At 48.1% G+C, this 21,604-nt stretch carries 20 protein-coding genes; 9 read left to right on the top strand and 11 right to left on the bottom strand.

Translation table 11 applies throughout. The features are described from left to right. Nucleotides 1–2 precede the first annotated feature (2 nt). The 4 genes from VIN66_RS17050 to VIN66_RS17065 form a co-directional block, all read right to left on the bottom strand. The gene (locus VIN66_RS17050) at nucleotides 3–1,340 is read right to left on the bottom strand and encodes a Na(+)-translocating NADH-quinone reductase subunit A (RefSeq protein WP_331925101.1); all 1,338 of its coding nucleotides are present in this window, start codon (nucleotides 1,338–1,340) and stop codon (nucleotides 3–5) included. Nucleotides 1,341–1,660: 320 nt separating this feature from the next. Continuing rightward, nucleotides 1,661–2,854 carry an enoyl-ACP reductase FabV gene (fabV, locus tag VIN66_RS17055; protein WP_331925102.1) on the bottom strand — a complete coding sequence of 398 codons (1,194 nt, stop codon included), beginning with the start codon at nucleotides 2,852–2,854 and terminating at the stop codon, nucleotides 1,661–1,663. Between the two features lie 122 nt (nucleotides 2,855–2,976). Further along, nucleotides 2,977–3,318: a BolA family protein gene (locus tag VIN66_RS17060; RefSeq protein ID WP_134051821.1), complete on the bottom strand. Its 342-nt coding sequence runs from the start codon at nucleotides 3,316–3,318 to the stop codon at nucleotides 2,977–2,979. A 133-nt stretch (nucleotides 3,319–3,451) separates the two neighbouring features. Continuing rightward, nucleotides 3,452–4,078 (bottom strand): alpha-ketoglutarate-dependent dioxygenase AlkB family protein, encoded by a 627-nt coding sequence (locus tag VIN66_RS17065; RefSeq protein WP_331925103.1) that lies wholly within the window; start codon nucleotides 4,076–4,078, stop codon nucleotides 3,452–3,454. Between the two features lie 23 nt (nucleotides 4,079–4,101). Here VIN66_RS17065 and VIN66_RS17070 point away from each other — a divergent pair, with 23 nt between their 5' ends. The 5 genes from VIN66_RS17070 (at nucleotide 4,102) to VIN66_RS17090 (ending at nucleotide 8,194) form a co-directional block, all read left to right on the top strand. Further along, nucleotides 4,102–5,259: a methyltransferase gene (locus tag VIN66_RS17070; protein WP_331925104.1), complete on the top strand. Its 1,158-nt coding sequence runs from the start codon at nucleotides 4,102–4,104 to the stop codon at nucleotides 5,257–5,259. Between the two features lie 2 nt (nucleotides 5,260–5,261). Continuing rightward, nucleotides 5,262–5,813, top strand: a complete 552-nt coding sequence (locus tag VIN66_RS17075; protein WP_331925105.1) for a YajG family lipoprotein — start codon at nucleotides 5,262–5,264, stop codon at nucleotides 5,811–5,813. Between the two features lies 1 nt (nucleotide 5,814). Then, complete coding sequence (locus VIN66_RS17080) at nucleotides 5,815–6,405, top strand: peptidylprolyl isomerase (protein ID WP_331925106.1); 591 nt, start codon at nucleotides 5,815–5,817, stop codon at nucleotides 6,403–6,405. Between the two features lie 54 nt (nucleotides 6,406–6,459). Further along, a complete protein-coding gene (locus VIN66_RS17085; RefSeq protein ID WP_331925107.1) occupies nucleotides 6,460–6,780 on the top strand; it encodes a hypothetical protein in 321 nt (106 codons plus the stop codon). Nucleotides 6,781–6,859: 79 nt separating this feature from the next. Then, a complete protein-coding gene (locus tag VIN66_RS17090; RefSeq protein WP_331925108.1) occupies nucleotides 6,860–8,194 on the top strand; it encodes an AmpG family muropeptide MFS transporter in 1,335 nt (444 codons plus the stop codon). 46 nt (nucleotides 8,195–8,240) lie between these two features. On the opposite strand, the gene VIN66_RS17095 is transcribed toward VIN66_RS17090, so the two are convergent. Beyond that, the gene (locus VIN66_RS17095) at nucleotides 8,241–8,483 is read right to left on the bottom strand and encodes a helix-turn-helix domain-containing protein (protein ID WP_134051839.1); all 243 of its coding nucleotides are present in this window, start codon (nucleotides 8,481–8,483) and stop codon (nucleotides 8,241–8,243) included. Nucleotides 8,484–8,954: 471 nt separating this feature from the next. Next, complete coding sequence (erpA, locus tag VIN66_RS17100; protein WP_092793246.1) at nucleotides 8,955–9,296, bottom strand: iron-sulfur cluster insertion protein ErpA; 342 nt, start codon at nucleotides 9,294–9,296, stop codon at nucleotides 8,955–8,957. Nucleotides 9,297–9,461: 165 nt separating this feature from the next. Here erpA and VIN66_RS17105 point away from each other — a divergent pair, with 165 nt between their 5' ends. The 4 genes from VIN66_RS17105 to hemL all read left to right on the top strand — a co-directional run bounded on the left by VIN66_RS17105 (nucleotide 9,462) and on the right by hemL (nucleotide 14,030). Beyond that, entirely contained in the window at nucleotides 9,462–11,168 is a 1,707-nt protein-coding gene (locus VIN66_RS17105; RefSeq protein WP_331925109.1) for a chloride channel protein, read from the top strand. Continuing rightward, entirely contained in the window at nucleotides 11,165–11,596 is a 432-nt protein-coding gene (locus VIN66_RS17110; protein WP_331925110.1) for a CopD family protein, read from the top strand. The genes VIN66_RS17105 and VIN66_RS17110 overlap by 4 nt, the downstream gene beginning before the upstream one ends. Nucleotides 11,597–11,692: 96 nt before the next feature. Next, entirely contained in the window at nucleotides 11,693–12,706 is a 1,014-nt protein-coding gene (locus tag VIN66_RS17115) for an aspartate carbamoyltransferase (RefSeq protein WP_331925111.1), read from the top strand. Between the two features lie 43 nt (nucleotides 12,707–12,749). Further along, on the top strand, nucleotides 12,750–14,030 hold the full coding sequence (gene hemL / locus VIN66_RS17120) for a glutamate-1-semialdehyde 2,1-aminomutase (protein ID WP_331925112.1): 1,281 nt from the start codon (nucleotides 12,750–12,752) through the stop codon (nucleotides 14,028–14,030). On the opposite strand, the gene VIN66_RS17125 is transcribed toward hemL, so the two are convergent. The 5 genes from VIN66_RS17125 to VIN66_RS17145 form a co-directional block, all read right to left on the bottom strand. After that, nucleotides 14,027–16,105 (bottom strand): winged helix-turn-helix domain-containing protein, encoded by a 2,079-nt coding sequence (locus tag VIN66_RS17125; protein WP_331925113.1) that lies wholly within the window; start codon nucleotides 16,103–16,105, stop codon nucleotides 14,027–14,029. The genes hemL and VIN66_RS17125 overlap by 4 nt on opposite strands. An 86-nt stretch (nucleotides 16,106–16,191) precedes the next feature. Further along, nucleotides 16,192–16,416, bottom strand: coding sequence for a hypothetical protein (locus VIN66_RS17130; protein ID WP_331925114.1), 225 nt, complete (start codon nucleotides 16,414–16,416; stop codon nucleotides 16,192–16,194). A 97-nt stretch (nucleotides 16,417–16,513) separates the two neighbouring features. Beyond that, nucleotides 16,514–18,667 (bottom strand): winged helix-turn-helix domain-containing protein, encoded by a 2,154-nt coding sequence (locus VIN66_RS17135; protein ID WP_331925115.1) that lies wholly within the window; start codon nucleotides 18,665–18,667, stop codon nucleotides 16,514–16,516. 18 nt (nucleotides 18,668–18,685) lie between these two features. Continuing rightward, entirely contained in the window at nucleotides 18,686–20,977 is a 2,292-nt protein-coding gene (mrcB, locus tag VIN66_RS17140) for a penicillin-binding protein 1B (protein ID WP_331925116.1), read from the bottom strand. After that, nucleotides 20,974–21,604 (bottom strand): ATP-dependent helicase C-terminal domain-containing protein (locus VIN66_RS17145; protein WP_331925117.1); only part of this gene is annotated, 631 nt, incomplete at its 5' end. The genes VIN66_RS17145 and mrcB, both read right to left, overlap by 4 nt.

The following is a 21,604-nucleotide window of genomic DNA, read 5'->3' on the forward strand; positions in this document are numbered from 1 at the left end:
GATTAGCCTTCCTTCTGAATGATCGTCAGGCAGTTACGTAAAATGGTGCCGTAATCGTATTTGCCAGGGCACACAAAGGTACACAGTGCCAGATCTTCTTCATCTAATTCGAGACAACCCAGTGACTGAGCACTGTCGGTATCACCCGAAATCAGATCCCGCAGTAATAATGTTGGCAACATGTCCAGCGGCATAACACGTTCATAGTTACCAATAGGCACCATGGCACGGGAAGAACCATTGGTTGTCGTGGTCATGTTAAATAACCGCTTAGGACTTAGGTGAGACAGGTACGCACGAGTTACTGAGAACTTGGTTGCACCTGGCGCAATCCAGCCTAAAAACTCTTTATCGTAGCCTTCAGCCAATACCGACAGCTGAGTATGGAAGCGGCCGATATAGCCATGCACACCATGCGCAGCAACGCCGGATAATACTGAGCCTGAGATAATACGATTCTGGCCTTCAACCAGTTCACCTGCTGTCAGTTGAGCAACTGATGCACCCTGTACAGCTTTAACCAAACGTGGATTTTTAACAGCCGGGCCCGCCAGAGAAATCACGCGCTCGCTGTGCAACTCACCGGTAGTGAACAACTTACCGACCGCAATTACGTCCTGATAGCCAATGTGCCATACCACTTTCTTCGCGCTGACAGGGTCAAGCAAGTGAATATGGGTACCAACCAGACCGGCCGGGTGCGGACCATCAAACTCGGCAACTTCTGCTTTGCTCACTGCAGGTACATTTGCGCCGGCTTTTTTAGACACATAAAGCTTACCATCCGTCAGTGCCGTCAGAACCGTCAGGCCCTGAGTAAAGGCTTCGCTGTCAGCCGCAATAACAACAGCCGGGTCTGCCGCCAGAGGATTTGTGTCCATTGCATTGACGAAAATCGCACGAGGTGTGCTGTCAATTGCCGGAGTCTGACTGAAAGGACGGGTACGCAACGCCACCCAAAGCCCTGAGTCAACCAGGTTCTGTACGACTTGTTCACGGTTTAACGTTGCTAACTGATCAGCGCTATACTTGGCAAACTGAACAGCATCATTGCCAGCGGCTTCAATCACCACTGACTGCAACACCCGCTTCGCACCACGATTGATCTCTGTGACAGTGCCCGCCAGCGGCGCAGTAAACTTCACACCCGGTGTCTTTTTATCTTCAAAAAGTACCTGGCCTTTCTTTACCGTATCACCAACTTCAACCGCCATGGTCGGACGCATACCAATATACTCTTCGCCTAATACAGCGACAGTGGTAATGGCATTGCCCGTACTGATCTCTTGTTTAGGACTGCCCGCCAGGGGAATGTCCAAGCCTTTTTTGAGTTTTATCATACGTACTTGCACTACTATTTTGGGAAGAAACAGGGCCTAGTTTTTCAGCTGCTCTGAGCGCAGCGCATCCGGCATTTTTTATTCAGTGTCAAACACTGTTTATTTTTACGCCAGATACACGTATTAAAGTCGCGGATTCTATCATCATTACCGCGGCCTATCTATGCTATTGCATAAATTTTCCGGCAATCCGGCTGAGCAATTCCGCCATTGGTCTAACCTGACAGCGCGGCGACATTAGCTCGTTATCAATGCAAATTCTAGTCAACTTTAGTCCATTTACGGATAAACAAAAGCCGCCAAATGGCGGCTTCAATATTTTATCCGGCAATATTGTGCAGTGGTACCATAGGCGATACGTCTGCATCATAATCAACATGGTTGTAACCAAAGCCAAATAGTCTTAGAAATTCATTATGATAGCCTTTGTAATCGGTCAGCGTATCGATAGTGTCAGTGGTAACCTGGCCCCATAGATCTTTCACAGCTTGCTGGATATGCGCACTTAATTCTTTGCCATCCATCCGCAGACGACCAGCATCATCCATCAGCGGCGCATCACTGTATAACCCCTTGCGGAATAAACCATTAATCTGTTCAATACAACCTTCATGTGTACCTTCTTCTTTCATCACCCGGTACAACAATGAAATATAAAGCGGCATGATAGGAATGGCAGAACTGGCCTGGGTAACCAGCGCTTTTAGCGACGCAACGTACGCCTTACCTTTTTTTGCACTTAGTTTATCAGTAATGGCAGCCGCAGCCCGATCCAGATCTTCTTTGGCTTTACCAATGGTAGCTTTACCGTATATTGGCCAGGTTAATTCTTTACCAATGTAAGTGTAAGCAACCGTCTGGCAGTTATCTGCTAATACTCCGGCAGCGTTGAGCTGATCCAACCAGCGCTCCCAGTCCTCTCCGCCCATGACTTTCACTGTCTGATAAATTTCATCATCGTTTGCCGGTTCCACAGACACTTCTTCGATTTCGCGTTTGCTGGTGTTCAGTGTCCGGGCCGTGTATGCCTGACCGATAGGTTTTAATACAGAACTGAATACTTCGCCGCTTACAGGGTCTTTGCGCCGTGGCGCGGCCAGACTGTATACCACCAGATCAATCTTGCCCATTTCTTTGCTGATGATGTCGATTGCCTGACTTTTCAATTCATCAGTAAATGCATCACCATTGAGGTGTTTATTCCAAAGTCCGGCTGCATTTGCAGCCTGTTCAAAAGCGGCAGTGTTGTACCAGCCTGCAGAGGCAGTTTTGCTTTCTGTTGGCTCTTTTTCAAAGAAAATACCTAAGGTTTTCGCTGCTGAGCCAAACGCCGCGGTAATACGTGAAGCCAGACCATAACCGGTTGACGCCCCGATAACGAGAACATTTTTAGGCCCGTTTGCAACCGGCCCCAAAGCTTTAACATACTCGATTTGTTCTTTTACATGCTCGGCACAGCCGACAGGATGAGCGTTTGTACAAATAAAACCACGAATTTTCGGTTGGATAACCATGACAGCTCCTGCTGTTGTCTCGACAAAATTGACGCTAGTGTAAAACTTTACCGCAGAAAACAGGTCTGATCAGCCATTTTCCTTTAATAAATGCTGAGTTCAGACATAGCAGAAAAAAAGCGTCATACCGACGCTTTTTCGTTATTTTCCAGTTTGCTACCACCGTAGCAACGGGGGGATGCCGGTGGTTTCTCCGCATAATACTCATACCATTCCGATGGAGTATAGGTATGCAAAGCTAAAGCATGAATTTTCTCGGCCAGCTCTTCGGCAACAACCGCATTAACGGCCCGATGCCGCTGCAGCAGACGCATACCGTCAAATGCTGGCGTAACAATAACCACTTTAAAATGCGATTCAGATCCCGATGGTACATTATGCAGATGGCTTTCGTTGACCACCTCAAGGAACACAGGATCAAACGCACTAAGTAACTTCTGTTCAATAGCAGTATGAATCAACATAGCTCTAATCCTTTTTTATTCCTTAACAGTAACTCTAGATGGCAGCACTAAACTTGCCAGCACCGTTCGCTGTCAAGTTAAATAATCAGAAGTAACGGGCTGGCCAGCCTACTAAAAATAAATTTGTCTAAGTTTAAGCGGCGATATAACGAAACGTCAGATTCACCCTGCTTTGTGTTACCCGGCTTTGTTTTGGCAGGCGGTGCAACCAGTGCTGCTGACACGCCCCCGCCATCAGTAACAAACTGCCTGCAGGCAAATCCCACGCTAACTGCCAGGGTTGGTGACGGTGTTTCAGTTCAAACCGCCGGCTACTGCCGAGACTCAGCGATGCAATGACAGGTTCGATACCCAATTCCCGTTCGTTGTCGGCGTGCCACCCCATATGTTGCTGGCCGTTTGCATATAAATTCAGCAACACACAATTAAAGCGGCATCCGGTGAAACCACTTACCTCTTCTGCCAGCTGCTTAACCTGAGGATGCCAGGGCTGCGGCGAAAAAGTCATACCTGAATAACGATAGTGACAATGCGGTTCCCCCATCCAGACTTGCTGACGGGGTATTTTAACCGGCTTACCAAACATCATGATACTGTCCTGCGACCAGTTTAATTGCTGTTCGAGTTGCAGCTGCAAAGCATCGCTGTGCGGTCGTGATAACCAATCAGGCCATAACTGAATATCAGCATCAGGCACACTAAAATGCTCAGCAGCAGCTTGCCGGTTGTCGCTGCCTGGCTGCCGTGTCAAAATGCTCATCTTACTTCACCGATAATGTCATTATGAATACCACTTTTAGTTTTGCCGGCGGCAGTTTGCAATTACATCGCTGGCCGTTAGAACAGCCGAACGCCAGTTTACAGGCATGGGATGCCGCTGACGAATTATTATTGCAACATGCCCAGACAGCAATCAGCGAATTTCAGGCGCAACATAACAAGCCACCTTCATTGCTGATCATTAATGACAGCTTTGGCGCACTGTCCTGTGCATTGGCCGCTTATCCCCATGTGCAGGTAAATGATTCCTACCTGGCTGAGCAAGGTACCCGCTATAACCGGCAGCTCAATGGTTTGGGGTTTGACGCTTTGCAGCAGCAAACCAGTTTGCAGCCGTATCCGCAACATGTTGATATCGTGCTGCTTAAACTGCCGAATAACCACAGCTATCTGCAATACATTCTGCAGCAGCTGGCAAAAGTCGTAACGACAAATACTATTGTACTGGCCAGCGCCAAAGCCAAGGACATTAACCGAAATGTTCTGGCGATATTCGAGCGAAATATCGGTCAGGCCAGTGCGTCTCTCGCTGTAAAAAAATGCCGCCTGATACACTGCATCGTCAATACACAGAAGCACGAGGCATCGGACTTTCCGCTTCGCTGGCCACTGGAACAGACGCCTTATACGCTGGTTAATCATGCTAACGTGTTCTCCCGGGAGAAACTTGATCAGGGTGCCCGCTTCTTTTTGCAGCACTTGCCTGAAACAGCAAACGGCGATCTGGTGATAGATCTGGGTTGTGGTAACGGCGTGCTGAGTCTTATTTTACTTAGCCAGAATAACGACATTCAGCTAGTTTGCGCCGATGAATCCTATATGGCGGTGGAATCAGCCCGGCTGACTATTGCAGAAAACCTGCCAGAGCAATTATCTCAGTGTCAGTTTTACACCGACGATTGTCTGAGCCGTCAGGCTGATAAAACTGCCGACTATATTTTGTGTAATCCACCTTTCCATCAGCAGCATGCCGTTACCAGTCATATTGCCCGTCAGATGTTTCAGGATGCCAAACGGGTACTGAAACAGGGAGGGCGTTTGCGTATAGTGGCGAACCGGCACCTGGGCTATGCTGAGGTGTTAAAACATCTGTTCGGTAACTGCCGGCAACTGGCTGCAGATCCCAAATTTGTTATTTTAGAAGTGATAAAAAGGAGTTAATTATGCGCTATGTACTATTCGCCACCTTGTTGCTGACAGGCTGCAGCAGTCAGGTACCAAACTTTATCGTTGCCCCCCAGGTGTATCCGGCGTCGTCAAATCAGCTGAGCCAGGCCAGGTTTGCCTTCGCCGTGAGTGATGAAAGAGGTATAGCCTACACATTACGCCTGAAAGACGGTGATAAAGTGCAGCAAATCATGACCAGTAATGATGTTCGCAGTCAACTGGAGCAAACGTTGTCTCAGGCTTTGACGGCACAGGGTGCCGTGCTTGATATCAACAGTAACACCCAGATGACCGTTAAGATTGCGCAGCTGCAGGCTTTAGTGGATCAACGTACGCTTGAACATGTGGTAACAAACCAGGTGGCGTTTAAAGTTTATGTACAAAATGCGCAAGGCACATTCAGTAAGACTTATTCTGGTGACAGCAGTTTTACGGCGCCGTTTAAAATGGATGTAGCAGCAGTTGAACGTGAATTACGACTGCTGACAGAGCAGGTGTTGACACAGTTATTGCAAGATAGCAGCTGGCAACAAGCCGTCAGGGGGTAATATGCGCAATGTGTTTTTCAGTGTGCTGCTGACGCTGGCCGGATTTAACACTATGGCTGATGCAGGTCAGTTTATTCAGCCGAACAATTTGTATCCTAAAGTAAAGCTGATGACATCCTTTGGCGACATAGTCGTTGAACTGGACCGCAGTAAAGCTCCCATCACAGTGAATAACTTTCTTAGTTACGTAAAGAACAAGAGTTATGACGGCACGCTGTTTCACCGCCTTGAGAGCGAGTTTGTATTGCAGGGCGGCGGCTATGATACGAATTACAAACCGATTGAAGAAGCCAAAGCTATTTTTAATGAATCCGGTAATGGTATGAAAAATCAGATCGGTACCATTGCAATGGCAAGGCTGAATGACCCACACAGTGCTACCAGCCAGTTTTACTTTAACTTGTCGGATAACAGTCATCTGGATCCGGGCAGGAACTGGGGCTATGCCGTATTTGGTTACATCACCGAAGGTATGGAAGTGCTTGAGAAAATACGTGCAGTTCAGACAGATACATCAGTCGAACTTGGTTGGCCGAATGTGCCGGTAGAAAAGGTTGTATTAAAAACGGCTATCGTGCTGCCAGAGCAGTAAAACCGGCTATACTTGGCTTTAACGCACTGATGACAGGATGCTATAAAGCCAGGTATGCCAGACCAATTTATAGAGCAAAAATCACAACAGCTGATTTTTTATATCTCACGCTATTTGCGCGGTCGTTTGCCGCACAGTGAGTTGCACCTGTTTGTCTGGGATACGCTGGAGGAATGGGCCCATCTTAATCACACTATACATATCCCTTACACCAACAGAGAGCGGGTTTTCTGGCATCTGATCCATCAACTGGAATGCTGGCCTGATACCACGTTACGTGAGAACAAAACGCTGCGCAGAAATATTCAGGATTGTATCTGTTACCTGAAAGGCCGGGGTATCGTGCCAGTCGATTGCATTGGCATAAGACCGTAAATAACTGAACCACAATACTTGACCCGTCTACGGTGACAGGTAAGCTACATCAACTTGTTGCAGTCATCCGGTGTTGCTATTGCCTATTTATCTTAACTGGCTAAAAAACCTCAATATTTATTTCCAGCGCAGAGTCCTGGCTATTTTTACTCTGGGTTTTTCCAGCGGTTTGCCACTGATGCTGGTGTTTGGCGTCTTATCATTCTGGTTGCGGGAGGCTGGCGTATCCCGCGCAGATATAGGTTATTTCAGTTGGGTAGCCCTAGCCTATGCAATAAAGTGGCTTTGGTCTCCACTGGCCGATCACCTGCAAATTCCTTATCTGCATCATAAATTAGGCCGCCGCCGTAGCTGGCTTTTATTGTCGCAACTTGCCGTAGTGCTGGCGATAGTATGCATGGCAATGATGGATCCGCAAAAGGACCTGGCTGTAATGGCCGCTTTTGCCGTGTTGCTGGCTTTTGCTTCAGCCACTCAGGACATTAATGTTGACGCTTTTCGAATTGAAAGCGCCCCGGAAAAACTGCAGGCAGCGCTTGCCGCTGCCTATCTGGCAGGATACAGGCTGGCGATGATCCTGGCATCAGCCGGCACACTCTGGCTGGCTGCAGTATTTTCAGATAGCAGCAACGCGTCAGGCAGCAATTACGACTTATCCGGTTGGCAAACCGCTTACATGTTTATGGCGTGTTGTATGCTGCCAGGCATTCTGACAACCATGTTAAGCAAAGAGCCTGTCAGCCTGCTACAACAACATCAGACACATACCGGCAATGCATTAAGCCGGTTTTATCAGTGGCTAAAGCAAGCCGTTGTCGCCCCTTTTATTGATTTCTTTCAGCGCTACAAGTGGCAGGCGCTGCTGATCCTGGCATTGATAGCCTGTTACCGTTTAACCGATATCGTGATGGGCGTGATGGCTAACGCTTTTTATGTTGATATGGGGTACAGCAAAGAAGAAGTAGCGAGCATATCGAAAATATACGGTGTCATCATGACCCTTGCCGGAGCCGGTTTAGGTGGGATATTGATCAATCAATTTGGTACAGCCCGGATTTTGTTTCTGGGTGCGTTGCTAAGCGCAGCAACCAATCTGTTGTTTGCCGCGCTCAGCCAAATCGGCTATGACCTTGCCTGGCTTACCCTTATTATCTCTGCCGACAACCTCAGTGCAGGCATAGCCACCAGCGCATTTCTGGCATATCTGTCCTCACTGGTAAACCTGGCATTTACAGCAACCCAATATGCGATATTCAGTTCTTTGATGTTGCTATTGCCGAAATTTGTTGGCGGTTTTTCAGGTAGTTGGGTCGAACAGTTAGGCTACAGCCAGTTTTTCACTATGACAGCCTTACTTGGCTTGCCGGCGTTAGTATTGATAGTGCTGATTGAACAGCGACGTATGAGAACCTAAGCTGCTATAAAACACAACGCCGCTTAGCGCGGCGTTGTGTTAACAATCAAGCTGATAATACCTGCTTCAGCCCTTCTTTGGGGTCGACATCCAGTGCCTGGCAATAACGGACATATTCAATTACGTCCAGCCTTCTCTCCTGATTCTCTACTTTGCCGATAAAAGAATGAGGCGTACCCAAAATTTCAGAAAGACTGCGCATAGTGTGGCCTTTTTCCTGACGCTGACGTTTCAGCCAAACACACAGCCTCTTGTTCTCATCAGAAATAACGCTTTTTGTACCTTTCATGTTTTTTCTTCTCCCAGCGTGTTACGCTTTTATTATTTAAAATACTTCCTGCAAAACTCAAACCCTATTGCAAACGCAATAAGCAATAAAAATCGGTTAATTAAACCACAGGATGCGACAAGCGTACAGCTACAAGCGTTAAAAACTGTAAAAGGGCTTTACAATTTACGCAGGCTCTGAAGAAAAACGGCTTAAGCTTTGGAATTTAGTATTGCAACTCACGTTGCCCGGATGAGAAAGAAATCATGATAAAACTACTGTTTCTGCTGCCTGTCATCATGTGTGCTATATGGTATGGATATTTGCAGCAAAACGGCTGGAGCATAAAGCAAGGCTGGAAAGGCTTTGGTTATATCCTTGGTTTTAACCTGACCATTGCCATATGTTTGTGGATAATTATGCTGCTGACGCGACCCTAGCCCGCAAACAGCAACATAATAGCATCAAAAAATTCACATAAAATCTGAGCAGTTACACCGAAAACGAAGAGCCACAACCACAAGTCGTTGTTGCGTTGGGGTTTTGTACAATAAAACGACTACCCTGCAGCCCCTCTGTATAGTCTACTACCCCACCCATCAGGTACTGTAGACTCATCGGGTCAACAACCATGGCAACACCCTGCTTTTCTACGACAAAGTCACCTTCGTTCACTTTTTCATCAAAAGTAAATCCGTACTGAAAACCTGAGCAACCACCGCCAGTGATATAAACCCGTAATTTCAGCTCTGGGTTTTCTTCTTCACTTACCAGCAGCGCCACCTTACGTGCTGCCGCTTCAGTAAATTCAATTGGTACAGCTGGTTCTGACATAACAACTCCACAGGTTTCGCTAAGGCGCGAATTATCTAATACCTGACTAATTTATTCAAGTATTGGGCCCTATTGCCGCTTTATCAATAAATACGCTGATATTAAAGCTGAATAGTCAGCAACTTATGTTAAACTCTGGTGTACATATTACGGGTGTTATGGCTTATGCAGCGCTGGCAAATCTGGCTTCCGTCGTTACAACGCCGTTTGGCGTTACCGCAAACTTCATTGCAGCTATGTATCTTAGGTATGCTGGGCGGCCTGGCCGCAGCCATCCTGATTATTTTGTTCCGCCTGGCAATTATCGGTTTACAACTGTTCTTCCTTGAGCGCACTGACGACTTTTCAACCGTTACCGCTGATATCCGCTGGTTGTTACCGTTATGCGGCGCCGTACTGATTGGCCTTATCGCCTGGATAACCGGCTATAAGCATTACCGTCTCGGGATCCCTTTTGTTATCCACCGTATTAAATTGAAATACGGCACCATGCCGACCCGCAATACACTGAATCAGTTTTTTGGTGGCATTCTGGCACTTGCCAGTGGCTTTTCGGTTGGGCGCGAAGGCCCTTCTGTGCACCTTGGGGCTTATGGCGCCAGCACTATTGGTAAATATCTGCAATTACCCTACAACAGCATTCGTATTCTGGCCGGTTGTGGCATCGCGGCAGGTATTTCTGCCTCGTTTAATACCCCTTTAGCAGCGGTTATTTTCGTGATGGAAGTCGTACTGCGGGAGTATCGGGTACATGTTTTTATCCCAATTATGCTGTCTTCTGTGGTTGGCGCTTTAGTGACACAAAATGTATTCGGTAACGCTAATGAGCTGGCTTTACTGAACATAAACCCGATAAGTGGTTGGCACCTGCCTTATCTGGTGCTTTGCGGTATTGTGTTTGGCGCCATTGCTTTTGTATTTAATAAAAACATGATGCGGTTAATCAGATTGTTTAAGAATTGGCCTTTGATACTCAGGTTAGCGCTGGCAGGTGCGGTAACAGCAGCTGTTGGCTATATGATCCCTCATGCAATGGGGGCAGAAACAGGTGCTATCTTCTACGCCGTTAACGCACCGAATGACGTCGCACTGCTGCTGACAATCTTCATTGGAAAAATGTTACTGACGCTGTTTGCATTAGGGCTGGGGGTGCCGGGTGGTGTTATAGGCCCGGTATTTGGTATCGGTATTGTTCTGGGCACTTTGCTGGCGATTATTCCATCCGCAGTGATGGGAGACAATAGTATTGCCGGTACCTATGCGGTGCTTGGTATGGCAGGATTAATGGCAGCAACCATGCACGCTCCGCTTGCCGCACTTGTCGCAGTGATGGAGCTGGCCCACAACCCGGGTATAATTATCCCAGCCATGCTGGTAATTACTACGGCCTATATTACTGGCGTGCAGTTTTTCAATAACAAGTCGATTTTCCTGCTACAACTCGATTTTCTGCAAATGCCATACAAGCTGTCACCTGCCGACGATGTGCTGCAAAAAGTCGGAGTATTGGCGCTATTGGACAATCAATATCAGTTACTGGATACCCCGGACGAGCAGCACGTGCAGCAGGCGCTCGACAAACTGGAACCACCGCAGCAACTGTTGGTAAAACGCCAGTCTGAAACGGGATTTGAATATCTGCTGGCCAGCTACGACGCGCAGTTGTCCATGACAGGTGCCAGTGCGGTGCAATATCTGCCACTGCAGGGGGTAAATCATCAGGCAACGATGGCTGAAGTTTTTGCGATTCTGGAAGATAAGCGCGAAGGTGCCGTTTATGTTTTCCGGGAACAGGATCCTGCCCAACTGATAGGCATTATCCGCTGGGACCAGGTACGCAGTTTATTGGTTAAACAGAACAATCTACTATGACAACTTTGCTCATTTTCAAAGCGTTACACGTGTTTTTTATGGTCGCCTGGTTTGCAGGCATCTTTTATCTGCCAAGGCTGTTTGTGTATCATGCCAGTAGCCAGAGCGAAGCGTGTCACGCGGAATTTAAGGTCATGGAACGGCGTTTGCTGTATTTCGTCACGCCTTTTGCCGGCCTGACCTTGGTATTTGGTTTGCTGTTGATCCATAGCTACGGCAGCAGCTGGTTTAAAGTGAGCAGCTGGCTGCATTACAAACTGGCATTAGTCAGCCTGCTGTACGTTTATCATGGCTATTGTTTCAAACTGCTGGCGGATTTTAAACACAACCGTAACCGGCGCAGCCCCCGTTTTTATCGTATTTTTAATGAGCTGCCGGTACTGGTTTTGCTAGCCATCATTTTATTGGCCTATCTTAAACCTATGTAGTGCGGCATTCGCTTTTATACGCTGAATTAGCATATAATACGCCGGTCCACAGCCGGTTCCGGCCTCTGTTAATCTCAGCGTAAAAGAGCACAGACTATGAGCTTTAAAGGCGAACACATCCTCTCGGTAAACCAGTTTGATCGCGACACCATTCAGCAGATCTTCCAGATCGCACGCAATATGCAGCCCTACGCCAGCCGGCAAAAACGTACTAAAGTGCTTGAAGGCGCTATTTTAGGTAACCTGTTTTTTGAACCCAGCACCCGCACCCGAGTCAGTTTTGGTTGCGCATTTAATCTGCTTGGTGGTGAAGTGCGCGAGACTACCGGTATGGAGTCATCAGCTCTGTCCAAAGGCGAGTCTTTGTTTGATACCGCCCGTGTGATTAGCAGTTACAGTGATGTTATTGCAATGCGCCACCCACAAGCCGGGTCTGTCGCCGAGTTCGCAGTCGGTAGCCGGGTACCGGTATTAAACGGTGGCGATGGCGCAAACGAACACCCGACTCAGGCACTGCTTGATCTGTTTACTATCGAGCGGGAGCTGGCTGCTTCAGGCCAGACTATCGATGGTATGCATATTGCGATGGTGGGTGATTTAAAGTTTGGCCGCACCGTACATTCTTTATCGAAGCTATTGAAGCTGTATAAAAACCTGCGTTTTACGCTTATTTCGCCACGCGAGCTGGCCATGCCAGACGATATCGTCAGTGCAATTGAAAATGCAGGGCATCAGGTGACTGTTACCGATGTACTTGAGGGCCACCTGAATGCTGATATCGTTTATCAGACCCGTATTCAGGAAGAACGCTTTCCCTCTAAGGCTGAAGCCAATTTGTACCGCGGTAAATTCCGCCTTAATCAGGAAATTTATACCCGCTACTGCAAATCAAACACTGTCATCATGCATCCGCTGCCACGGGATTCGAGGATGGAAGCGAATGAGCTCGATAACGATTTGAACCTGAACCCCAACCTGGCTATTTTCCGCCAGGCTGACAATGGCATTCTGGTTAGAATGGCACTTTTCGCGCTGACATTGGGTGTAGAAAACATCGTCAGCGATTATGAATGCGCTGTGCCGTGGTACAGCAATAAACACAGCGGTTAATCTTTAATCGACCTGTGTTACCTTAACAACCGGAATTTGATTTATGTCTTTATCAGCAGAATTATTTCAACGAGCTCAGCACACTATTCCTGGCGGCGTGAACTCACCAGTACGCGCGTTTAAAAGCGTCGGTGGCACCCCGGTATTTATTGACCGGGCTGACGGCGCCTATTTATTTGATGTCGATGGTAAGCGTTATATTGACTATGTAGGCTCATGGGGGCCAATGCTGCTGGGCCACAATCACCCGGCTATCCGCAATGCCGTTATTGCAGCGGCGCAAAAAGGCTTAAGTTTTGGTGCGCCCTGCCCGGCTGAAGTGACGATGGCAGAGCTGGTGAGTAAGCTGGTGCCCAGTATGGAAATGGTGCGCATGGTAAGTTCTGGCACCGAAGCTACCATGAGTGCTATCCGTTTAGCCCGCGGCTATACCGGCCGTAACACCATAGTGAAGTTTGAAGGCTGCTACCACGGCCATGCTGACTCGCTGCTGGTAAAAGCCGGTTCTGGTGCTTTAACGCTGGGCGTGCCGAACTCACCCGGTGTACCCGCCGATTTCGCTAAGTATACGCTGACCAGCGAGTTTAATAACCTGCCGCAGTTACAACATCTGTTCACGCAGCATGGCGATGATATTGCCTGTATTATCGTTGAACCGGTAGCGGGCAATATGAACTGTATTCCACCGGCACCGGGCTTTCTGGAAGGCCTGCGCCAGTTATGCGATCAGTATGGCGCAGTACTGATTTTCGATGAAGTGATGACAGGCTTCCGTGTTGCCCTCGGCGGCGCTCAGGCTGTATACAACGTAAAACCGGATTTAACGACTTTAGGTAAAATTATCGGTGGCGGTATGCCGGTTGGTGCTTTTGGTGGTAAGCGTGAAATCATGCAACATATAGCGCCATTGGGTGCGGTATACCAGGCGGGTACTTTATCAGGTAACCCTATCGCGATGGCCGCTGGTTTAGCTGCCCTGACTGAAATCAGCAAGCCAGGTGTTTATCAGACGTTAACAGCAAAAACCACAGAGTTGCTAAACGGCTTCAGTGCTGCCGCCGCTAAGCATGGCATTCCATTAACGACGAATCAGGTCGGTGGCATGTTTGGTATTTTCTTCACCACGGAGAACAATGTCAGTAACTTTGCTCAGGCGACACAATGCAATATTGATGCTTTCAAGCGCTTTTTCCACTTGATGCTGGATCAAGGCGTATACCTTGCTCCATCTGCTTATGAAGCAGGCTTTTTGTCACTGGCTCACAGCGCTGAAGATCTGGCGCATACAATACAGGCGGCGGAGCTGAGTTTTAAGCAGCTTTAACGACGGTTCTGCAACCAGACTATGTCGGTGTCGTGTGGCCTCGGCCGCACGACATAGCCAATACCATGACCGCCAGAGTATATAGCAACCGGCCATGCCGATGTCCAGCTATCACTGCTTAACGCCCCTTCCGACCAGGAATAGGTATTCACTGTTCTGTGTTCATTGTCCTGCCAATAAATACCGGTGTCATCGACAAACCATTGCTCAGCAGTTTGTTTACGCCAGTCAATCCGCACCGGCAGTGTTGTCAAAGTGCCGCCAGCGCTGCGTAACAACAAGGTGTCACTGTTACTGAACTGCAGCACCAACGCTTGCTCCGGTGCGCATCTTACATCAACAGCCCCTTCATATATCGGCTGCTTTTCCCCGCCTGTTTCAGTGAACAGCTGCCATCCATCAGCGGTAAGCTCAGTCCAGTACAACCGCCCCTGGCAGCTGGCATAACGGCCCGGGTTGTCAGGCTGCAACGGGTACAAAGTTAGTGCACTGCTTTGCGGCTCAAGCCGGTACAGTTCGCTGTTAATCAACACCAGCAATGCTTTGTCATGCCACAGCAGCTGTTGTACCTGCTGATCTTCGTTCAGTCGCGTCAGTTGTATACTGTCACGTCCCTGCTCCAGCCAAATCTGACTGTGCCCTGCCCGTTCAGATACAAAAGCCGTTTGTTGCTCGGCCACGGCCAGTGAGCGCTCACTACGGTTGCTGACATGCCAGGGTAGAAAAGTGGCGTCGCTGTAATGCGATGCTTTAGGTTTTAACTGGAAAATATCAGTCGTGTAGTCCAGAAACTGCGTTGCCAATACCTGTCCCGGATACCGCATAGTTTGTGTTAGATCCCTGGTCAGCGCACCAAGGCCCTGCCATTTCAGGCTGTTTATGTCCAGGATCTGCAGTTCCTGACTTGCTGGTGCCAGCAACAACTGAGTTTCTTCCCACCAGGAGAAATCACTAACAATAAAAGGAAAACGGATCACTTGTTCAGGGTCTCCGTCAGGCAAATCGAGTTTAAGCAAAATACTATTGTTCTGGGTTTCCTGCGCCAGCAGATAAAGCGTATCGTCAGAGATCAGCAGGTGTTGCAATGCTCGCCATGAGCCAGACAATGTCTTAAGCAGGCTTGCTTCGGAACCTGGTTTAGCAAACCAAAGCTGCACCTGGTTATCTGCATCATTATCAAGCCATAACCACTTGTCCTGCCAACGCACTGTGCCTTGCGGCAGAACCTGATAACATGGCCACAATGATACCGGTTCTGTAACAACTGGCTGCAATTGCTGGCTGTAAAAAAAGCAACTGTGCTCTGGCTTATTTGCCCTGAACAAAATGCGTTGCTCGTCCTGCCACAACGCCTGAGAAATTTGTTGATAGCGTTGTGGCAAATGTGTCACCCGCAAATCTGCCAGGTTTTGCAAGCTCCAGTTTAGCAACTTACTATCGGGGGCCTTGTGCTGATATAGCACTTGCGTCTGGGCAGCATTAAGCACCGGCCAGTATTCCTGACCACTCAACGCACTGATCGGCGCTATGGTATCCGGCAATTTAACTAACGGCGCGGCAGTGTACTTTGCCAGAATAAATGCCAGGCTTGCACAACCAATCAGTATTGATAACGCAGTAACAGCAATAAACCGCCACGGCCGTTGCTGAGTAGAGGCGTCATCAAACGGCGTTATCTGTTGGTGTTCATCGGCAGGTAAGACGGTAGTGGCAGGTGACGAAACGGGTAAAGAAACAGACTGAATTTTCGCCAGCCAGCAGTATCCCTTTTTTGACACTGTAGCGATATAACTTGGCGTCCTGACATCATCACCCAGAATTTTACGTAGCGCTCCCACAGCGCGCATTACAGCCGCGTCCGTGCCTTCGTTCGCTGGCCAGACTTTTTCTATAAGAGTGTCTTTTGCCAGCAATATATCAGGATTCTGTAGAAAAAAGTTCAGTAAGCTATGTAAGCGGGGTTCGAGCCGAATCATCTGTTCTGCGGATGCAGGCGAACCAGCCGGCCACAGTTGACCGTAGATCACCTGATAGTACCAGTCGCCAATTTGTACCACAGGGTCCAGATTTGACATTAAGGTCCGCCCGACTTCAAAGTATCTGGGCGGAGTATACCTTAACTATTGGAAATGTTTAGCGTTTCTATTTGTAAGACAGTATGTCAGGCTAATTTTTCGTTTTTCGTTCCCTGAGTTTCTGTTTTAGATTTAGAATCTTTTGGTGTTGATAAAGGGCTGTACACATCTGGATCGCCGCAGAACGGATACCAGCCACATACTAACAGATCTCCAGAAGCGTTTTGCTCTGGTATATTAACTGAATCAGCTTTTGATACTGCAAATACACATACTGTCATTACAGTGGCTGCGAGTAAATTTACTTTCATTTTTTCACCTTAGAAGTTGATAACGATTCGTCATCAAAACTAGGTGCAAGCCTTTGATTTATCTCTATGAATTCATTATAAAATCTTTATAAAACCTCTACGGCAGTTCTAGCTGCGCAATATCAAGATCTCCTCTCACTGACTCGAGAATATAAACAGACTTTTCATCAGGCGACAGGCTAAACCTGCTGTGATACAGAGTGGACTCTACAGCATCTGCCAGAGTTCCCTTTGCAAAATCATAATATTTCAATCTGTAATGGATATCATCCAGTAAGTAAGTGAAGTACAGCCCATCTTTTTTCAACTGAAACTTCAACCAAACCTGATTCTCAGGCAACTGAATGGGTAACTCTTCAGCTGTAACTTTGTCACGCCATTTAATATAGAATCTCTTCGTGTTAGCATCGCGCCATATGCTGTATTCGCCATCATAACTCTCAATATACAACTCACGGTTTTCAAAAACTATCTGCGCGGTTGGTATATTGTCATTAAGCTCTAAACGAATAATATTCCAGCGCGCATTTTTAGACTCAGCATAGTAAATAGCCCGCCCGTCACTGCTCCAAACCGGATAGGAAATCAAATTATCAGCCCCACCAGCAATTTTCCTTGCTGGCTCATCGGCAGATAATAACCAGATGTCATTGTTGACCTGAGTGATCAGAAACTGGCCATCCGGCGAAAAGCTCAGACTACGGAACCGCTCACTGCTTTGAAAAAACGTAATTTGCTTTTGATTGCCGTCCGGATAGAACAGCCATACCTGCGGTAAGCCGGAGCGTCTGGAGACAACAGCGATGGGTTTACCAGGTATAGAACTGACCTCGGCCATCGTTTCATTACGGTTCGAACTGAATACAGTTTCAGCAGCATCTGCATTATTGAGTAAAATATTGGGAACCTTGCGGATATTAACATGGGAAAAACTCCCTACACTGACGTAAACCATACCACTTTTAGCAACCTGAACCTCAAATGCAGCATAGTCAGTATAGGCAATTACAGCGATTCTCCCCGTCACAACATCGACTTTACTTAATGTCGTTGGTGTCGAAGGATAGATGATAGAACTGTCGTCAGGTGTCCAGTCAACATTGCCAGGAATATTATCAGTAATGTTTACCAGCATCTTGTTTTCCCGGCTGGTTAAATCCAGCACCCAAAGCTGGGAAGAGCCTGCCGCATCTCTTAAAAACAGTATTTTAGAGCCGCTGTTGGAAAACCTGGCGACGTAATCGCCAAAACTGCTCGGCGGTGGAACTGTCAGCTGCTCAGTCAATTCACCGTTTAGTGATGCTAACATGATGACCATCTGTTTCTGTGCACTCATGGTCGGATAGACAATATAATTTCCGTCCGGTGACCAAGAAATACGTGATGATACTGAGTTAGCACCACATACGGTCAGCAGCTTATCGCTCTGGGCAGCGAAAGAGGCTAAATTCAATTCAATCAGCCGTATCTCACAGTTCCCGTTTTCGTACATGCGATGATAAGCAATTCTTTTCCCATCAGGGCTGAATACCGCGCCGAAACTGTTGTAGGACGACTCGGTTAACTTTATACGTTTGTGCTCAGTTAAGTCCTGCAGCATCAGCACGGTTACGTTTTCCTGTTCAGGGCTGGCATAGCTGTATACCAGATACCGCTCATCCTCTGACACATTATGGTAAAACTCCAGGCCATCCAGTGCGGTAACAGGCTTGTAACGCAACATAGGGATATCTGAAGCACTTTTATCCTGTACATCAGGTGCCGCAGGCCACAACCACCAGGTAATTGCTGCGATAAAAATGAACGCTAAGCCCGCATACCATGGCAGTAGTGCTGTTTTCTGTTCAAAGGTGTCAACGCCAACCTGAGCTGGTGATGGATCTTTATCAACGGTAGTCTGAGGCTCCAGCACAGTTACCGGCGCGATAAAGCGATAACCGCGTTTAGGAATGGTTTCAATGTAGCGTGGTTCACGGGTATCGTCGCCGAGCGCCACCCGTAATACTCTAATCACCCGGGTAACCCGGCCATCCGATACATCCCGGATCCCCCAGACATCATGCAATAATTCGTCTTTGGTGATCAGCTTGCCAGCATTAGCAATAAAATAATTCGCCACTTTCTGTGACAGGTTATCCAGATCAGCGGTGACAGCAATTTTACCATCGGCAGCCAGCTGCATCAGTTTGTCCTGCTCTGGTACATATTGCCAATCGCCAACCTGCAATGGTTTATCTAATTTTATCGCCATAGTGTCAGACAAGTGTTGTTATTCTTCTGTACATTCGGACATTACAGGCATTTCAACCGAAATCGCTGGCAATAACAATACGTTAAAGCAATTTTGTGGCTGGGCGTAACCTGATTTTAACGAAAAAGCCTGTAAAGAAACCTGTTCAGGCATCGGCCGCAGTAAGGAGCTTACCCCTAACTGGCTGTATAAACGGCTAAAAACACTCAGAGCGCCGGTAGAGCCTGTCAGCCCGATGGCTTTGTTATCATCCCGACCCAACCAGATTGTTGTTAAGGTGTTCTGATCAAAACCACTGAACCAGCTATCGCGGTAATCACTGGATGTACCGGTTTTACCCGCAATGCTAAGCCCGGGGAAGGTTGATTGCAGTATCTTACCGGTGCCTGTTTTTGTCGCTTGCATCAATGCATATTGCAACAAATAAACTTCCTGCTCGTTGTAACGCCGCGTTAATTCATCTTCGCGTAAGTACAAAGCATGGCCGTCATAGCCTGCTACAGCATGAATGGTTGCCAGTTGTTGATGCAAACCGTTGTTGGCAATAGTCTGGTACAGCTGAGTGACTTCAAGCGGGCTTAACTCAACTGCACCTAATAAGGCCGCTGGATGCAGTTTTACTTTTCGCCTGAGGCCAAGCCTGCGCAAACCGTCACTGATAGCTGGCAGGCCCAATTGCAATCCAAGACGTACTGTAGGTACATTCAGTGAGTTAGCCAGTGCATCGATCAACATGACAGGTCCACGGAACTGCTTGTCAAAATTCTGCGGCTGCCAATCCTGATCGTTACTGCGCAGCCTGATAGGCACATCTTCCAGTAGTGATGCCAGCGTATAACGGCCACGCTGTGCCAATGCTTCAAGATAAATGACCGGCTTTATAATACTGCCGATCTGCCGTTTCGCATCGACCGCCCGGTTGAAACCGCCCTGAACCGCATCTTTACTGCCCAGCATGGCTGTTATTTCACCGTGCTGATAATTCGTCATTACAACTGCCGCTTGCAGCTGCGGGTCTAGCTTTGCTAACTGGTTTTTTACTGCCGTTTCTACCGCATATTGCGCCTGCGTATCCAGATAAGTGAATACTTTTATGCCTTGCTCTTTGTCAGCAGCATCGATGCTGAGCTGACGTAACTCTTTTTTAACTGCATCAATATAAGCGGCATAACCACTATTGAGGTACTGAGCCCGCGGAATGACAGAGACTGGCTGAGTTACCGCATTTTCGTACTGCGCTTTGTCCAGCAGATGCTGCTCAAACATTAACCTCAGCACCAGATCACGACGTTGCCGGGCGCGCTCGGGGTAACGACGCGGATCAAAATACGACGGTCCTTTTAGTAAACCAATCATCAGCGCATATTCTGCCGGCTGCAACTCGCTGACTGGTTTCCCAAAGTAAAACCGGCTGCCAAGCCCAACACCATGAACAGCGTTGGCGTAGTTCTGTCCGACAAACACTTCGTTCAGGTAGGCTTCAAGGATTTGGTCTTTGTTGAAACGGTAATCCAGTACCAGCGCAATCATGGCCTCATTTATTTTTCGCCATAAGGTGCGATCGCTGCTCAGGTACATATTTTTAGCCAGTTGCTGTGTCAGTGTTGACCCACCCTGCACCGTGCGCCCGGCCAGCGCGTTGACCCATAATGCCCGTAGTACCGACAACGGCGATACGCCGTGATGATGATAAAAGTCACGATCTTCCACCAGCAATAACGTATCTTTAAATAACTCGGGCACCTGCTCCAAACGCACCAGCTCGCGGTCTTCCTGCTGCGCCGCCACCAAATGCTCTATCAACTGCGGCTCCAGCCTGGCAAAGTTTAGTGGCTCTTTTTGCTGGCGCTGGGTGATCCGGTTAATACCGCTGCGGTTAAATTCAACACTGAATAACTGCGCAGCTTCAAGACCGTCTATATAGGTAAAAGGCCGGCGATATACCGTGACATGGTTACGGGAAACGCTATACTGGCCCGGAGCAGACAAAGCGGCATTACGCTGATATTGCAGGCTGTTCAGCTGGTTAATAAGTTGCTGCTGACTAATGGTTGCCCCTGGTAACAACTCTGTGCTGCGGGCATAAATTTGTGCCGGTACCTGCCATTTCTGGCCGCTGAACTTCTTGCTGATTTTGCTATCCAGATACACCAGATAAAACAGCAGGATCAGCGCCAATACGCAAACTAACTTCAGCAGAAACACCGCGGTCTGGCGAAAAAAGCGGAGCATAGCTGAAGACGGTGCGTTTTGCGAACCGGCTTTCGAGCGGCCTTTTTTCGCCGGGCCGGAATTCTTTGTTTTACTCATTTCAGCATCGCCTTTTTCGTTTTTGTTGTTGGCATTGCCTGCGCCGGATCTTCCGGCCAATAGTGTTTCGGATAACGCCCACGCATTTCTTTTCTTACTTCCTGCCAGGCATTTTGCCAGAAACTGGCTAAATTCTGTGTAACCTGTAATGGCTGCCGCGATGGCGACAATAACTCCACAGTAATATTAATCTGGCCTTGTAGTACCGTCGGAGACTGCATCTGGCCATACATTTCCTGAACCCGCACTGAAAGCCGCGGCCCGCCTTCTGCCAAGTAGTCAATACTCAAGCGCGACCCGGTAGGTGCCTGCCAGTGGCTGGGTAGCAGCAGCTGCAACTGTTGTTGCTGCTGATAACTGAGCTGCTGCCATAACACATCGTACAGCGGCAACTGCGCCAGAGCAGCACTTTTACTGATTTGTGATAGCTGATGCCCAAGCCAGCTTTCCAGGCCATCAAGCAACGCCTGATCAGAAAAATCCGGCCAGTCAGCATCACGCTGGTACTGGCGCAGCAGCGCAACGCGCGCTTTTAACGAGAGAGCAGCCTCCGGCCAGGTTAAGCAGCCTAAGCCTTTACTGCGAATATAATGCAGCCAGGCTTGCTGTTTCTGCTCGGCCGTTAGC

The organism is Rheinheimera sp., from assembly GCF_036568245.1.
In the GTDB taxonomy this organism is placed as follows: Bacteria; Pseudomonadota; Gammaproteobacteria; order Enterobacterales; family Alteromonadaceae; genus Alishewanella.

Coding starts and splice junctions, on each gene's coding strand:
- VIN66_RS17050 (WP_331925101.1), bottom strand. CDS start 1,340: ATGATAAAACTCAAAAAAGGCTTGGACATTCCCCTGGCGGGCAGTCCT.
- fabV (WP_331925102.1), bottom strand. CDS start 2,854: ATGGTTATCCAACCGAAAATTCGTGGTTTTATTTGTACAAACGCTCAT.
- VIN66_RS17060 (WP_134051821.1), bottom strand. CDS start 3,318: ATGTTGATTCATACTGCTATTGAACAGAAGTTACTTAGTGCGTTTGAT.
- VIN66_RS17065 (WP_331925103.1), bottom strand. CDS start 4,078: ATGAGCATTTTGACACGGCAGCCAGGCAGCGACAACCGGCAAGCTGCT.
- VIN66_RS17070 (WP_331925104.1), top strand. CDS start 4,102: ATGAATACCACTTTTAGTTTTGCCGGCGGCAGTTTGCAATTACATCGC.
- VIN66_RS17075 (WP_331925105.1), top strand. CDS start 5,262: ATGCGCTATGTACTATTCGCCACCTTGTTGCTGACAGGCTGCAGCAGT.
- VIN66_RS17080 (WP_331925106.1), top strand. CDS start 5,815: ATGCGCAATGTGTTTTTCAGTGTGCTGCTGACGCTGGCCGGATTTAAC.
- VIN66_RS17085 (WP_331925107.1), top strand. CDS start 6,460: ATGCCAGACCAATTTATAGAGCAAAAATCACAACAGCTGATTTTTTAT.
- VIN66_RS17095 (WP_134051839.1), bottom strand. CDS start 8,483: ATGAAAGGTACAAAAAGCGTTATTTCTGATGAGAACAAGAGGCTGTGT.
- erpA (WP_092793246.1), bottom strand. CDS start 9,296: ATGTCAGAACCAGCTGTACCAATTGAATTTACTGAAGCGGCAGCACGT.
- VIN66_RS17105 (WP_331925109.1), top strand. CDS start 9,462: ATGCAGCGCTGGCAAATCTGGCTTCCGTCGTTACAACGCCGTTTGGCG.
- VIN66_RS17110 (WP_331925110.1), top strand. CDS start 11,165: ATGACAACTTTGCTCATTTTCAAAGCGTTACACGTGTTTTTTATGGTC.
- VIN66_RS17115 (WP_331925111.1), top strand. CDS start 11,693: ATGAGCTTTAAAGGCGAACACATCCTCTCGGTAAACCAGTTTGATCGC.
- hemL (WP_331925112.1), top strand. CDS start 12,750: ATGTCTTTATCAGCAGAATTATTTCAACGAGCTCAGCACACTATTCCT.
- VIN66_RS17125 (WP_331925113.1), bottom strand. CDS start 16,105: ATGTCAAATCTGGACCCTGTGGTACAAATTGGCGACTGGTACTATCAG.
- VIN66_RS17130 (WP_331925114.1), bottom strand. CDS start 16,416: ATGAAAGTAAATTTACTCGCAGCCACTGTAATGACAGTATGTGTATTT.
- VIN66_RS17135 (WP_331925115.1), bottom strand. CDS start 18,667: ATGGCGATAAAATTAGATAAACCATTGCAGGTTGGCGATTGGCAATAT.
- mrcB (WP_331925116.1), bottom strand. CDS start 20,977: ATGAGTAAAACAAAGAATTCCGGCCCGGCGAAAAAAGGCCGCTCGAAA.